Here is a 13,813-nt window from a genome sequence, read left to right on the forward strand (position 1 = left end):
TGCGGGAGAGGGCTTAGGGTGAGGGTTCAGCGCCACTATGACCACGCTGCCTGATCAGCTGCCTCCACCCTCACCCCAACCCTCTCCCGCGAGCGGGAGAAGGAGCAAGACGGGGCGCGCGCGGCGAACGCTCGTGGCTTTTGCGTTGATCGCGCTGCTGCTCGCCGTGCTGCGCTTCTGGCCGCACGCCCCGCTCAGCGAAACCGTCGGCAGCTCGCGCGCCGTGTACGCGCAAGGCGGCGAGTTGCTGCGCCTCACGCTCGCAAGCGACGAGCAATACCGCCTCTGGGTCCCGCTCGACCGCATCTCGCCCACGCTGGTCGATGCGGTACTGCTCTATGAAGACCGGCGCTTCCACGCACATCCCGGCGTCAATCCCGCGGCACTGGTGCGCAGCGCGTGGCGCATCGCGAGCGGCGAGCGCAGGCAGGGCGGCTCGACGCTCACGATGCAGCTCGCGCGGCGCGTCTACGGCATCGACAGCCGTACGGCCCTGGGCAAGATCGCGCAGATCGGCGCGGCGCTCTGGCTCGAGATGCGCTTCGGCAAGCGCGAGATCCTCGAGGCCTACCTCAACACCGCCCCCTACGGCGGCAACATCGAAGGCGTGCAGGCCGCGAGCCTCATCTACTTCCGCAAGGACGCCGCCAAGCTCAGCCTCCCCGAAGCGCTGACGCTCGCGGTGATTCCGCAGAACCCTGTCAAGCGCATCGCCGAGCGCGGGCGCAATGCGGAACTGCAATCGGCGCGCGAGCGCTTGTGGGCGCTGTGGGCCGAGCGCGATCCCACCGCGAAGCAGCACGCGCCCGATGCGCAGCTCGCGCTCTCCGCGCAGTCGCGCGGGAGCCTCCCCTTTCTTGCACCGCACGCCACCGACATGCTGCTCGCACAGGAGCGCGGCGTGCAGGAAGTGCGCACCACCATCGACCTGCGCATGCAGGCCACGCTCGAACGCGTGATGGGCCAATACCTGCGCACGCACGCGGACGTGGGCATGACCAACGCGAGCGCGCTGCTGCTCGACGCCTCGACCATGCAGGTGCGCGCGCTGATCGGTTCGGCCGATTGGCACAACGACGCGATCGCAGGGCAGGTCAACGGCACGCAGGCCAAGCGCTCGCCGGGGTCCACGCTCAAGCCTTTCATCTACGCGCTCGCGCTCGACCAGGGGCTGCTGCATCCGAAGACCATGCTCAAGGATGCGCCGACATCGTTCGGTCCCTACACGCCAGAGAACTTCGACCACCGCTTCGCCGGCCCGCTGCCCGCGCAGGAGGCTTTGATCCGCAGCCGCAACATTCCGGCAGTGGCCGTCGCCGCGAAGCTCTCGAAGCCAGGGCTCTACGACTTCATGCGCCTTGCGGGCGTGCAGAAGCTGCAGAGCGAATCGCACTACGGCCTCGCGCTGGTGCTGGGCGGCGGCGAGGTCACGCCCGAGGAGCTCGCGGGCCTTTACGCAACGCTCGCGAACGGCGGCATCGCGCAGCCGATTCGCTACACGCAGACCGCGCCCGACGAGCGGCCCACGCAGCCGCTGCGCCTTTTGAGCGAAGAGGCATCGTTCATCACGCTCGATATGCTGCGCCACACGCCGCGCCCCGACACCACGCTGCCCGCGCGCCCGGCCATTGCATGGAAGACGGGCACGTCGTGGGGCTTTCGCGATGCATGGACCGCAGGCGTGTTCGGCCGCCATGTGCTCGTGGTGTGGGTCGGCAACTTCGACGGCACGAGCAATCCGGCGCTGGTGGGCGTCGATGCGGCGGCGCCGCTCTTCCTGCGCATGGTCGACGCGCTGCGTGCCGAGCGGCTGGACCCCGGCGAGATCGCGACGCGGCAGCCGGCAGATCTCCGGCAGGTCGAGGTGTGCACCGCGACAGGCGGCCTGCCCGATGCGCTGTGCCCTGTGCGCACCACGACCTGGTTCATCGCCGGCAAGTCGCCGATCCAGGTGAGCAACCTGCATCGCGCCGTGTGGGTCGACGAGACGACCGGCAAGGTGGTGTGCGGGCCGCAGCCCAACGCGCGCCAGCAGGTGGTCGAGCAATGGGGCAGCGACATGCGGCGGCTGTTCCGCCAGGCGGGCCTGCCGCGTGCGAGCCTGCCGACCGACGGGTGCGAGAAGGGCGAGGCCTCCGAGACGGCGCCGCTCATCACCTCCCCGTTGCGCGGCGTGCGGCACACACTGCGCGTGAAGAAGCCCGAGCCGCTCGTGCTGCGCGCCGAAGCGGCGGCGGGCACGCAGACGATCTACTGGTTCGCCGACGACGCACTGATCGGCAAGGTGGCGCCCGGCGAAGGCATCACCTGGATGCCGGACATGGCCGACTCGGGCCGGCGCTACGTGCTGCGCGCGGTCGACGACCAGGGCCGCGCCGAGTCGCGCGAAGTGACGGTCGACATCGCGCCTTGAGCCCGGGGATGTCACGGCGCCGTCACGCGCCATCGGCATGGTCTCGCGTTTCGACTGAAACCCTTCTCCTGCCATGACGCGTCTTGCCTCCCTCTCCTCTCTCTCCTTCATGGCCCTCGCCACCGCGCTCGCTTGCGGCAGCGCGGCCGCGCAGACCGCCTTTCCCGCCACGCTCGCCGGCCACGCCGTGCTGCCCGCGCAGAGCTTCGTCGCCGCGCCCAAGGACGCGCCGGCAGACCTGCAGGCGAGCGGCAAGTTCACCTCGGGCAAGCGCGTCGAGGCACCGGGCACCATCGAAGGGCTATCTGGCGGCCGCGGCACCGGCGTGTCGGTGCCCTTCAAGGGCCAGCCGCTGCAGGGGCACTCGGGCATCAAGAAGATGGACGACGGCTCGTTCTGGATCCTCACCGACAACGGCGCCGGCGCCAAGGCCAACTCGCCCGACTTCATGCTCTACCTGAACCACTACAAGGTGGACTTCAAGAGCGGCAAGTTCAATCGCCTGAACACGATCTTCCTGCACGACCCCGACAAGAAGGTGCCGTTCCGGATCGTCCACGAGGGCACCAAGCAGCGCTACCTGACAGGCTCGGACTTCGACCCCGAGAGCTTCCAGTTCGCCGGCGGCGCGCTGTGGATCGGCGAGGAGTTCGGCCCCTTCCTCATCAAGGCCGACCTGAAGGGCAAGGTGCTCGCGGTGTTCGACACGCAGGTCGATGGCAAGGCCGTGCGCTCGCCCGATCATCCGGCAGTGACGACGCCGGGCTCGCCCGGCGGTGCGGTCGATTTCCAGATCAAGCGCTCCAAGGGCTTCGAAGGCATGGCCTCCTCCAAGGACGGCAGCAAGCTCTACGCGCTGCTCGAAGGCCCGGTGTGGAACGCCGAGGCGAAGGACTACGAGAAGCTCGACGGCAAGGAAGCCCTGCGCGTGCTGGAGTTCGACGTGGCGTCTGAAAAATGGACGGGCCGCCACTGGAAGTACCCGCTCGAAGCCAACGGCAACGCCATCGGCGACTTCAACATGATCGACGGCACCACGGGCCTCGTCATCGAGCGCGACAACGGCGAAGGCACGAGCGACAAGGCCTGCCCCGAAGGCCAGAAGCGCACCGACTGCTTCCACGACATCGCGAAGTTCAAGCGCGTCTACAAGGTCGAGCTGAGCGACGCGAACGTGGGCGGCGCGGTTCGCAAGATCGGCTACATCGACCTGCTCAGCATCGCCGACCCGGACAAGCTCGCGCGCAAGCCGCTGAACGACGGCGTGCTGAAGTTCCCTTTCTTCACCATCGAGAACGTCGACGTGATCGACGCTACGCACATCGTGGTCGGCAATGACAACAACCTGCCGTTCTCGAGCAGCCGCGAGCCGAACAAGGCGGACGACAACGAACTGGTGCTGCTCGAAGCGGGCGCGTTGCTGCAGGCGAAGTAAAAATAACGCCGAGGCTCAGGGCACCAGCACGACCTTGCCGGAGGTGCGCCGGCTTTCCAATGCGTGGTGCGCCTGCGCCGCTTCGTCGAGAGGGTAGCGGCCGCCGTGCACCACGGTGAGCTCGCCCGTCGATGCCAGCGCGAAGAGTTCCGACAGGCCGCTCGCGAGTTCCGCGGGCGTGAGCAAGGGAAGCAGCGCGAAACCCTTGAGCGACTGGTTCCTGAGCAGCATCGCTTCGAGCTGCGGCTTGTCCAGATCGAAGCGGCCGACGGCGCCGAAGACCAGTTCGCCTTGCGGCGCGAGCGCTTCGAGCGCCGCACATGTCAAAGCGCCGCCCACGGTTTCGTAGACCGTGTCTACGCTACGGCTTTCGTTCAGCCGTGTGAGTCGATGGAGCCAGTCCGGCTGGGTGTAGTCGACCGCGAGGTCGGCGCCCAACTTGCGCGCGAGCGCCAGTTTTTCATCACTTCCCGCGGCCGCAACGACACGCGTCGCACCGGCGCGCCTGGCGAGCTGCACGAGCAGCGTGCCGACACCGCCGCCCGCCGCCGTGACCAGCACCGTTTTGCCCTTGGGCGGACTGCGGCGAATCAGGAACAGCGCGGTCAGCCCCTGCACCAGCAGCGCCACGGCGTCCTCGAAGGAGAGGCCGTCGGGGATGGGGAATGCATAGGCGCTGTCGACCGCCACATAGGCTGCATAGCCGCCCGACCCGCGCCCCGCCGCGAACAGCGGAACGGCCACGCGCGCACCAAGCAACGCCGGGTCGACACCGTCGCCCAGCGCTTCGACAACGCCCGCCACCTCGACGCCCGGCACCATGGGCAATTCCGGCGCTTCCGCATAGCGGCCTTGGCGAACCAGCGTCTCGAAGAAATTGACGCCGGCCGCGCGCACGCGCACCAGCACTTCGCCCGCGGCGGGAACGGGGGTGGGCATGTCCACGGTTTCGAGCACGTCGGGAGCTCCGGTCCGCCTTAGCTGTACGGCTTTCATTGGCACTTCGCATCACAAAGAATCGATGCGAAATATTGCCGTACCCTCCGCGCTGTTCATACCCACAACGACGTGCCATACCCACCAGGAGGTCACCATGGCGGAGGCCATCAAGCAACTTCCCACGCTGCCTGCCGAGCGCGCACTCAAGGTGCTTTCGGGGCGCTGGAAGGCGATCATTCTTTATCACTTGTTTGCCGGGCCGCGCCGGCTCTCGGAGCTCAAGCGCAAGCTCCCCGACACGAGCCAGAAGGTGCTGATCCAGCAGCTGCGCGAGCTCGAGGAGCACGGGCTGGTGGCGCGCGAGATCTTCCCGGAGATGCCTCCGCGCGTCGAATACTCGGTCACGGCGCTGGGCCGCAGCCTCAAGCCCTTGCTGCGCGCGCTGTGCGAATGGGGCCAGCGCCACGCGGCGGAAGCGAACGAGCTCGAGCGCATGGGCGAATGCGAGGAAAGCGCGTTCGGCTGAGGCTGGGATGGCGGCCGAGGGTGCCGCGCCCGCCGATCACCGCGACGCCCGGCCGCGGGCACCAGGGTGGCATCCGAGGACGCGGCCGGCGACTTCGAAAGCGGCCGCCTCGTGCCGTCAGGCTCGCATCAGCGCCTCGATCTCGTCCGCCTTCACCGGCACGCCGCGCGAAATGAGTTCGCAGCCGTTGGCCGTGATGATCGCGTCGTCCTCGATGCGGATGCCGATGTTGTGGAACTGCTCGGGCACGCCGTCGGCGGGCCGCACGTAGATGCCGGGTTCCAGCGTGAGCACCATGCCGGGCTGCAGGATGCGGCTCGGGCGGTTCTTGATGACTTCGTTGGAGAGCGGATCTTTCCGCTCGCTCACCTCGCCCACCTGCGTGGGCTCCACGTAGCTGCCGCAGTCGTGAACGTCCATGCCGAGCCAGTGGCCGGTGCGGTGCATGTAGAACTGGAAGTAGGCGCGCGAGTCGATCACGTCGTCGACGCTGCCGACCTTGTTGGCGTCCAGCAGGCCGAAGTCAAGCATGCCCTGCGCGAGCACCCGCACCGCGGCGTCGTGCGGGTCGGTGAAGCGGTTGCCGGCCTTGGTGGCGGCGGCCGATGCGTCCTGGCTCGCGAGCACCAGGTCGTACAGCGCGCGCTGCGGGCCGGTGAACTTGCCGTCGGCCGGGAAGGTGCGGGTGATGTCGCTCGCGTAGCCGTCGAGCTCGCAGCCCGCATCGATCAGCACCAGCTCGCCCGAGCGCAACGGCGCGGCGTCGGCGCGGTAGTGCAGCACGCAGGCGTTGGCGCCGGCCGCGACGATGGAGTAATACGCCGGGTACTGCGAGCCGCCGAAGCGGAACTCGTGCAGCAGCTCGGCGTCCAGGTGGTATTCGCGCACGTCCTTGCCTTCGCGCAGCATGCGCGACGACAGCTGCATCGCGCGCACGTGGGCGCGGGCGCTGATCTGCGCGGCGCGCCGCATGATGTCCTGCTCGTGCGCGTCCTTCACGAGGCGCATCTCGTCGAGCGGGCCGCACAGGTCGCGCTGCTCCTCGGGGCACAGCGCGCCGTAGCGCACGCGCGCGCGCACCGACTGCAGCCAGCCGTCGATGCGGGTCTCCAGCCCCTTGTGGATGGCGAACGGAAACCACACGGTCGAGCGGTTCTCCAGCAGCTTGGGCAGCTTCGCGTCGAGGTCGGCGGCCGAGAAGGCCTCGTCGACGCCGAGCGCCGCGGGGGCGGCCTCGGGGCCGAGGCGGTAGCCGTCCCAGATCTCGCGCTCCAGGTCCTTCGGCGCGCAGAACAGCGTGGCGCGGCCGTCGCCGGCGAGCACCAGCCAGGCGTTGGGCTCGGTGAAGCCGGTCAGGTAATAGAAATAGCTGTCGTGCCGGTACAGGTAGTCGGTGTCGCGGTTGCGCGGGCGCTCGGGGGCGGTCGGGATGATGGCGATGCCGTCCTTGCCGAGGTGCGAGGCGAGGCGCGCGCGGCGCTCGGCGTAGATCTTGGTGTCGTTCGCGGTATCAGTGGGCATGGGTCTTCACTTTCGAAACGGTGCCAGTCCGGGGTCTGCGGGGACCAGGTGGCGCCATGGGAACACATCCTGCGCGAAGTGGCTGACGTAGCCGCCGATCGTTGACTGGATGACCATGAATTGGAGCCCGCTACGCAGGGCCTGCAGGTGCTGCAGTTGCGCCAGGTCCAGGCAGGTATTGCGCAGGATCAGCACGCGCAACTGCGCGCCCAGGGAGCCCTGGAGCAGGGCTTCATAGTCTTCGAAGGCGGTGATGCCCCCCGGCTGGCGCTCTGCCGGCCACGTCATCTGCTGCTCCATCGACTCCGAGAAGTCCAGCAGCTTCAGGCCCGGCACATTCGCCGCCGCGGCAAGGTTGCGGATGAACGCCTGCGTATCGAACTGCGCGCCGATGCACAGGCTGCTCAACTGCGGCAGCGGCACCTCGAAGAACGCCGCATTCGGCGCGTTGGGTACCGTGAGCTCGCTCAGGTGCGGCGTCTTGCGAACCCAGCGTGCGATGTCGCCGCCTTCCTCCAGGATGGCGTCGCGCGTGCATACGAGCGATTGGTTGTGGTCCTCCGGCTGCGTCGGCTTGATGAACAGCGAGCGCAGGCGCGGAAAGGTCACCTGGCTTTCGAGCAGCGGCGTGAAGGTCCATTCGCGCGTGCCGTTCGCGCCGCTGTCGATGCCGCTGAACGACAGCGAAGTGATGCAGTCGGCCACCTCCTGCCGGCCGAGGCAGGCGAGCGTTTCGTCGAAAGCCTCGCCCCAGGTCTCGCCGAAGTACTCGACATGCCAGCCCTGGCGCATGGGCGCAAGGCTCACGCGTGTGAAGTCGCTCTGGTAGAGCGGCACGGTCAGCGGGTCTTCGGGCGCACCGTCGTTGCGTTCGGCGGCCGTTTCCAGGGCCAGGTCGTGAACGCGCTGCGGCAGCGCACGCAAGGCGTCGGGGAGCGGGGCGAGTGTCATGCGGGCGGGGCGGTCGGTGCCGGCGGAGCGGCGGCATTGAGTTGCTGCAGGCGTTCCGGCGTGCCCACGTCGGTCCACGGGCCGGTGTAGAGCTCGGCGCTCACGCGTGCGTCGTTCATCGCGGCCCGCAGGATCGGCGCCAGCGGGGCCTTGACGCCGCCCGGGTTGCCGGACGGGACATTGCAGTACGGCGGGGCGAAGAGCGCAGCGCGGTACAGGCCGATGGTCGAGAAGGTGTGCTTCTCGGCGGCCGTGTCGAGCGCCAGCCCTTCGGCGGACAGTCCGAAATCGCCCTTGAGGTTGTGCGCCGGGTTCGGCACCAGCCACAGGTGCGCGAGCTTGCCGCTGGCCAGGAAGCGGTCGACCGCGGCCTGCGCGAAGCGGAAGTCGGGCGCGAAGACGTCGCCGGCCGCGACCCAGAACACCTCGCCAAGCAAAGGCAATGCGCGCACGATGCCGCCGGCCGTCTCCAGCGCGCCGCCGAAGTCGCGGCCCTCGTCGGAGTATGAAATCGATAGCGCGCTGTGCCCGTCCAGCAAGGGGTTCGCGCCGAACCGCGAGGAAATCTGCGCGCCCAGCCAGTCCGTGTTGACCACCAGTTCGGTGAACCCGCCGTCGGCCAATGCTTCCATTGGCCACTGCATCAGCGGCTTGCGGCGCACTTCGAGCAGCGGCTTGGGCGTGGCGTCGGTCAGCGGGCGCATGCGCTCGCCGCGCCCGGCGGCCAGGATCATCGCCCGCACGGAAGTCGAGGCCATGTTCACGGATCGGCCTTTTCGTGAAACACCGAGGAACCGGCTTTGCCGGGCCTCAGGTGTTGCCCCCGGTAGGGGGTAGGAGAAGCGACACGAAGTGCGCGGAGCCTGGGGGCGAGCTTCATTTACGCTGCGATGCGGCCGCGCTGCAGCTCGTTGCGTTCGCTGTGGAGCGGCTGGAACAGCGACACCAGGCATTCCATCAGCGCATGCGCCTTGGCCGAATGGTCGCCGCCGAAATTGCAGACGTACACGTCCAGCGTCACGCCGCGCTGCTCGGGCCAGGTGTGGATGCACAGGTGCGATTCGGCCAGCAGCACCGTGGCCGTCACGCCGCCCGGTCCCTGCGCGGTGGCCGGGAAGGAGTGGACGATCTTGCCCACCGCCTGCAGCCCCGCGGCCGTCACCGCCTTGATGCAGACCGCCCCCAGGGCAGGCCCGTCGGTGAGCCATTGGAGGCCGCATTGGCAGTCGTGGAGATCGGCGGTGAGGTGCAGCCCGTGCATGGGTGGCAACTCTAGCAGCCGGGCCGGTGCACAGGAACATCGGAAGGGTGTTCAGGCCGTATCGGGGCCGTCCGGGGCTCGCCCGGTAAAATCGCGGGTTCTCCCGACCCCAACCCTTTCCTTTTCCCACCGAAAGTCCACCGCACATGGCAAACCACGCCCTGATGGCCAACGCAATCCGCGCTCTGGCTATGGATGCCGTCCAACAAGCAAATTCCGGACATCCCGGTGCACCGATGGGCATGGCCGACATGGCCGTCGCACTCTGGGGCGATCACCTGCGCTACAACCCGGCCAACCCGCACTGGTTCGACCGCGACCGCTTCGTGCTCTCGAACGGCCACGCCTCGATGCTGCTGTATTCGGTGCTGCACCTCACGGGCTACGACCTTCCGATCGGCGAACTCAAGAACTTCCGCCAGCTGCACAGCAAGACCGCCGGCCATCCCGAGATCGACGTGACTCCCGGCGTGGAAACCACCACCGGCCCGCTGGGCCAGGGCATCACCAACGCCGTGGGCTTCGCGCTCGCCGAAAAGCTGCTCGCCGCCGAGTTCAATCGCAAGAGCCACGACATCGTCGACCACCACACCTACGCCTTCCTGGGCGACGGCTGCATGATGGAAGGCATCAGCCACGAAGCCTGCGCCCTGGCCGGCGCCTGGCACCTGAACAAGCTGATCGCGCTGTACGACGACAACGGCATCAGCATCGACGGCCAGGTGAAGCCCTGGTACATCGACAACGTCGCCGAACGCTTCCACGCCTATGGCTGGCACGTGATCGGCCCGATCGACGGCAACGACGCCAAGGCCGTGTCCAAGGCCATCGCCAAGGCCAAGCAATCGACCGACAAGCCCACGCTCATCAACTGCAAGACCGTCATCGGCAAGGGCAGCCCGAACCGCGCCGGCACCTCCAAGGCGCACGGCGAGGCGCTCGGCGCCGAGGAAATCAAGCTCACCCGCGATGCGATCGACTGGCACTACGCGCCCTTCGAGATCCCGGCCGAGGTGTATGCCGACTGGGACCACAAGGACGCCGGCGCCAAGACCGAAGCCGCCTGGAACGAAAAGTTCGCCGCCTATGCCGTGGCCTTCCCCGACCTGGCCGCCGAGTTCACCCGCCGCATGAAGGGCGAGCTGCCCAAGAACTTCCACCAGGTCGCCTTCGATACCGTGGTCGCCGCCCACACCAAGGGCGAGACCGTCGCCAGCCGCAAGGCCAGCCAGCTCGCGCTGGAAGCCTTCACGGCGGCGCTGCCCGAAATGCTCGGCGGCAGCGCCGACCTGACCGGCTCGAACCTCACCAACACCAAGAGCACCGCCGCGCTGCGCTTCGATGCGAAGACCGGTGCCGTGGTGATGAACGTGCCCGCGGTCGAAGCCAAGCAGGGCGCCGAAGACGAGGCCAAGCCCGAAGCCCCCGCCGAAGTGCCGCACGGCACCATCGGCCGCCACATCAACTACGGCGTGCGCGAGTTCGGCATGGCGGCCATCATGAACGGCGTGGCGCTGCATGGCGGCTACATCCCCTACGGCGGCACCTTCCTCACCTTCAGCGACTACAGCCGCAACGCCATCCGCATGGCCGCGCTCATGAAGCGCCGCGTGATCCACGTGTTCACGCACGACTCCATCGGCCTGGGCGAAGACGGCCCGACGCACCAGTCGATCGAGCACGCCGCATCGCTGCGCCTGATCCCGAACCTGGACGTCTGGCGTCCGGGCGACACGGCCGAGACCGCCGTGGCCTGGGCCGTGGCGCTGCAGAACCAGGCGCGCCCGACCGCGCTGCTCTTGAGCCGCCAGAACATCGCCTATGCGCCAAAGAAGGAACTGGGCGACATCAGCCGCGGTGCCTACATCCTCTCGGAGCCCGAGACCGTGGGCCTCAAGAGCAAGAAGACGGCCGCCGTCATCATCGCCACCGGCTCGGAAGTGCCGCTCGCGCTGGCTGCCCAGAAGCTGCTGGCCGACAAGAAGATCGCCGTGCGCGTGGTGTCGATGCCCTCGACCACCACCTTCGACCGCCAGGACCTCGCCTACAAGAAGGCCGTGCTGCCCAAGAAGATCCCGCGCATCGCCGTCGAGATGGGCTGCACCGGCGGCTGGTGGAAGTACGGCTGCGCAGCTGTCGTCGGCATCGACACGTACGGCGAATCGGCACCGGCGCCGGAGCTGTTCAAGCATTTCGGGTTCACGGCGGAAAACGTCGCTGCCACCGTGGAAGCGGCGCTGCAGAAATAGGCTAACCCCCAGTCTTCGCGCACTTCGTGTCGCTGCGCCAACCCCCTTGCAGGGGGCAACACCAGCGGCCCGGCAAAGCCGGTTCCGCGGTGTTCTCGGATTCTTAGTTTTTCAACCTTAGGAGCAAGTCAGATGGCTATCAAACTCGGTATCAACGGCTTCGGCCGCATCGGTCGCAACGTGCTGCGCGCAGCGGTGCAGAACTTCAAGAACGACATCGAGATCGTTGCCATCAACGACTTGCTCGAGCCCGACTACCTCGCCTACATGCTCCAGTACGACTCGGTGCATGGCCGCTTCAAGGGCGAAGTCACGGTCGAAGGCAACACGCTGATCGTCAACGGCAAGAAGATCCGCCTGACCCAGGAGCGCGACCCGTCGCAGCTGAAGTGGAACGAGGTCGGCGCCGACATCGTGCTCGAATCGACCGGCCTCTTCCTCACCAAGGAAACGGCGCAGAAGCACATCGACGCGGGCGCCAAGAAGGTGATCCTGTCGGCACCGTCCAAGGACGACACCCCCATGTTCGTCTACGGCGTGAACGACAAGAAGTACGCCGGCGAAGCCATCATCAGCAACGCCAGCTGCACCACCAACTGCCTGGCCCCGCTGGCCAAGGTGCTGCACGACAAGTGGGGGATCAAGCGCGGTCTCATGACCACCGTGCACGCCGCCACCGCCACGCAGAAGACCGTGGACGGCCCGAGCAACAAGGACTGGCGCGGCGGCCGCGGCATCCTGGAAAACATCATTCCCTCGAGCACCGGCGCTGCAAAGGCCGTGGGCGTGGTGATCCCCGAGCTCAACAAGAAGCTCACGGGCATGAGCTTCCGCGTGCCGACCTCCGACGTGTCGGTGGTCGACCTCGTGGTCGAGCTCGAGAAGGAAGCCTCGTACAAGGAAATCTGCGCCGAAATGAAGGCGCAGAGCGAAGGCGCCCTGAAGGGCGTGCTGGGCTACACGGAAGACAAGGTGGTGGCCACCGACTTCCGCGGCGACCCGCGCACGTCGATCTTCGACGCCGAAGCCGGCATCGCGCTGGACGGCACCTTCGTGAAGCTCGTGAGCTGGTACGACAACGAATGGGGCTACTCGAACAAGTGCCTGGAGATGGTGAAGGTCGTGTCGAAGTAAGGCTTCGCGGCTTCAGTGAAAAACGCGCCCACGGGCGCGTTTTTTCATGGGGCTCGCCGGCCCGGCGACGGCCTGCTCACTGCAGCTTCTCGTTCCTGCGGATCTCGCTGCTCAGCTGCGATGTCATCTGCCTGGCCGCGCGCCGCGCGGCCAGGCCGTAGTCGCCGTTGAACTCCCCGAACTCCGCCGTGCCGTTGCCGACGGCGCGCACACGCGTGACCTCGGCGCCCGCCGTGTCCGTCACCACGCACGACACCTCGGCCGTGAACGCGGTGGGCGGCCAGGTGATCCATGACGACGAACTCGAATCGGTCTTGATCTGCGGCGTGAACACCAGCGACACGCCCGCTGCCTCGTTGGCCTTTGCGTCATTGGCGGTACGCAAGACGATCACGTTGCGATAGACGCCGCGCAGCGCGTCGCGAATGGACTTCTCCAGGTCGCGGTATGGGTAATAGCTCACCCGGTCGCCGCTGCCGCCGGCGGTCGTCACCTGAAGGTCGCGCTGCGCATCGGTCATCACGTAGGCGACCTTCTTCGGAATGAGATGGGCGACGGACCGCGGCGGTGCCGTCTCCGTGATCATCGTGATCGGATGGGAGCAGCCGGCCAGCAAGGCGGCAGTTGCCAGCGCGGCAGCGAACCGGCGCATCGGAGAAGAAAGCAGAGACGTCATGGTGCTTCTCCGGTCTTATGGTGCAGACGACGCAATGGCCGCGACGAATTGCGGATCTGCATACACCTGCCGCAGCAGTGCGCGCACCAGCCTCGGGTACGCGGCCTGCCCGGCGGGCACGGCCACGATGTTCGCGTAGCTCGAATCGAAGGCGATCTCGCCGCGGTAGGTCTTGCGCAGCTTCTGCGCCGCATCGCGCGTGACGGTGACCTCCACGTCCATGCGGCCGGTGCCGTTGACCACGCCCAGGTCGAGTTCGTTGACGACGATGCGCGCTGCGATGCGCGTCGGCGCCTTCGGGTCGTAGACCGCGATCTCGCTCAGGTCGCGCATCAGCGCGTCCTCGAGGTACTGCGCGAAGGTGCCGCTGGGCGACACCAGCCTGGCACGGCGCAGGCTCAGGGTGTTGATTTTGTCGTTGGGATCGGTGGGCTGCACCTTCGCGACCGCCACCTTGCCGGGGTTGTTGGCCTCGAAGCGGTCGAGCGCCTCGTAGTCGGCGGCATAGGGCGGTGCGCCGAGTTGTGCGCAACCGGCCGCGAGCAGCACGGCGGCCGATGCGCCGAGCCTTGCGGCGAAAGCGTGCCAGCGCAAACCATGCGGCCTGGTGAAGATCGCCATGTCTTGGGTCCCCTCGTCCGAGATGTCTTCTGCTCCCGGTCGCGAAGGTAGCACGCCTCGCGCCGCGCGCGAAGGCCGTTAAGGGAA

At 67.6% G+C, this 13,813-nt stretch carries 12 protein-coding genes; 5 read left to right on the forward strand and 7 right to left on the reverse strand.

Features of this window, described 5'->3' with window-relative positions; translation table 11 throughout:
• Window positions 1-37 precede the first annotated feature (37 nt).
• Window positions 38-2,413 carry a penicillin-binding protein 1C gene (gene pbpC / locus RT97_RS02885; protein WP_042577286.1) on the forward strand — a complete coding sequence of 792 codons (2,376 nt, stop codon included), beginning with the start codon at window positions 38-40 and terminating at the stop codon, window positions 2,411-2,413.
• 109 nt (window positions 2,414-2,522) lie between these two features.
• Window positions 2,523-3,848 carry an esterase-like activity of phytase family protein gene (locus tag RT97_RS02890; RefSeq protein WP_437184086.1) on the forward strand — a complete coding sequence of 442 codons (1,326 nt, stop codon included), beginning with the start codon at window positions 2,523-2,525 and terminating at the stop codon, window positions 3,846-3,848.
• Between the two features lie 15 nt (window positions 3,849-3,863).
• Here the strand turns inward: RT97_RS02890 and RT97_RS02895 are convergent, their stop codons facing one another.
• A complete protein-coding gene (locus RT97_RS02895; RefSeq protein WP_216595155.1) occupies window positions 3,864-4,787 on the reverse strand; it encodes a quinone oxidoreductase family protein in 924 nt (307 codons plus the stop codon).
• Window positions 4,788-4,941: 154 nt separating this feature from the next.
• Between RT97_RS02895 and RT97_RS02900 the strand changes: the two genes are divergently transcribed.
• The gene (locus tag RT97_RS02900) at window positions 4,942-5,313 is read left to right on the forward strand and encodes a winged helix-turn-helix transcriptional regulator (RefSeq protein ID WP_042577289.1); all 372 of its coding nucleotides are present in this window, start codon (window positions 4,942-4,944) and stop codon (window positions 5,311-5,313) included.
• A 117-nt stretch (window positions 5,314-5,430) separates the two neighbouring features.
• Here the strand turns inward: RT97_RS02900 and RT97_RS02905 are convergent, their stop codons facing one another.
• The 4 genes from RT97_RS02905 to RT97_RS02920 all read right to left on the reverse strand — a co-directional run bounded on the left by RT97_RS02905 (window position 5,431) and on the right by RT97_RS02920 (window position 9,046).
• Entirely contained in the window at window positions 5,431-6,834 is a 1,404-nt protein-coding gene (locus tag RT97_RS02905; RefSeq protein WP_042577290.1) for an aminopeptidase P N-terminal domain-containing protein, read from the reverse strand.
• 6 nt (window positions 6,835-6,840) lie between these two features.
• On the reverse strand, window positions 6,841-7,785 hold the full coding sequence (locus tag RT97_RS02910; protein ID WP_042577291.1) for a hypothetical protein: 945 nt from the start codon (window positions 7,783-7,785) through the stop codon (window positions 6,841-6,843).
• A complete protein-coding gene (locus RT97_RS02915; protein ID WP_042577520.1) occupies window positions 7,782-8,519 on the reverse strand; it encodes a nucleotidyltransferase family protein in 738 nt (245 codons plus the stop codon). Before RT97_RS02915 ends, RT97_RS02910 begins: the two co-directional genes overlap by 4 nt.
• A 146-nt stretch (window positions 8,520-8,665) precedes the next feature.
• On the reverse strand, window positions 8,666-9,046 hold the full coding sequence (locus tag RT97_RS02920; RefSeq protein ID WP_042577292.1) for an S-adenosylmethionine decarboxylase family protein: 381 nt from the start codon (window positions 9,044-9,046) through the stop codon (window positions 8,666-8,668).
• A 146-nt stretch (window positions 9,047-9,192) separates the two neighbouring features.
• Here RT97_RS02920 and RT97_RS02925 point away from each other — a divergent pair, with 146 nt between their 5' ends.
• Together RT97_RS02925 and gap are read left to right on the forward strand one after the other, a co-directional pair.
• Window positions 9,193-11,295 carry a transketolase family protein gene (locus RT97_RS02925; RefSeq protein WP_042577293.1) on the forward strand — a complete coding sequence of 701 codons (2,103 nt, stop codon included), beginning with the start codon at window positions 9,193-9,195 and terminating at the stop codon, window positions 11,293-11,295.
• Window positions 11,296-11,427: 132 nt separating this feature from the next.
• Window positions 11,428-12,429 carry a type I glyceraldehyde-3-phosphate dehydrogenase gene (gene gap / locus RT97_RS02930; protein WP_042577294.1) on the forward strand — a complete coding sequence of 334 codons (1,002 nt, stop codon included), beginning with the start codon at window positions 11,428-11,430 and terminating at the stop codon, window positions 12,427-12,429.
• 76 nt (window positions 12,430-12,505) lie between these two features.
• Here gap and RT97_RS02935 read toward each other — a convergent pair whose 3' ends face one another.
• Window positions 12,506-13,105 (reverse strand): hypothetical protein, encoded by a 600-nt coding sequence (locus tag RT97_RS02935; RefSeq protein ID WP_080898152.1) that lies wholly within the window; start codon window positions 13,103-13,105, stop codon window positions 12,506-12,508.
• Between the two features lie 15 nt (window positions 13,106-13,120).
• On the reverse strand, window positions 13,121-13,726 hold the full coding sequence (locus RT97_RS02940; protein WP_042577295.1) for a hypothetical protein: 606 nt from the start codon (window positions 13,724-13,726) through the stop codon (window positions 13,121-13,123).
• Window positions 13,727-13,813 lie beyond the last annotated feature (87 nt).

Origin of the sequence: Variovorax paradoxus, assembly GCF_000834655.1 — a bacterium.
Classification (GTDB): Bacteria; Pseudomonadota; Gammaproteobacteria; order Burkholderiales; family Burkholderiaceae_C; genus Variovorax; species Variovorax paradoxus_F.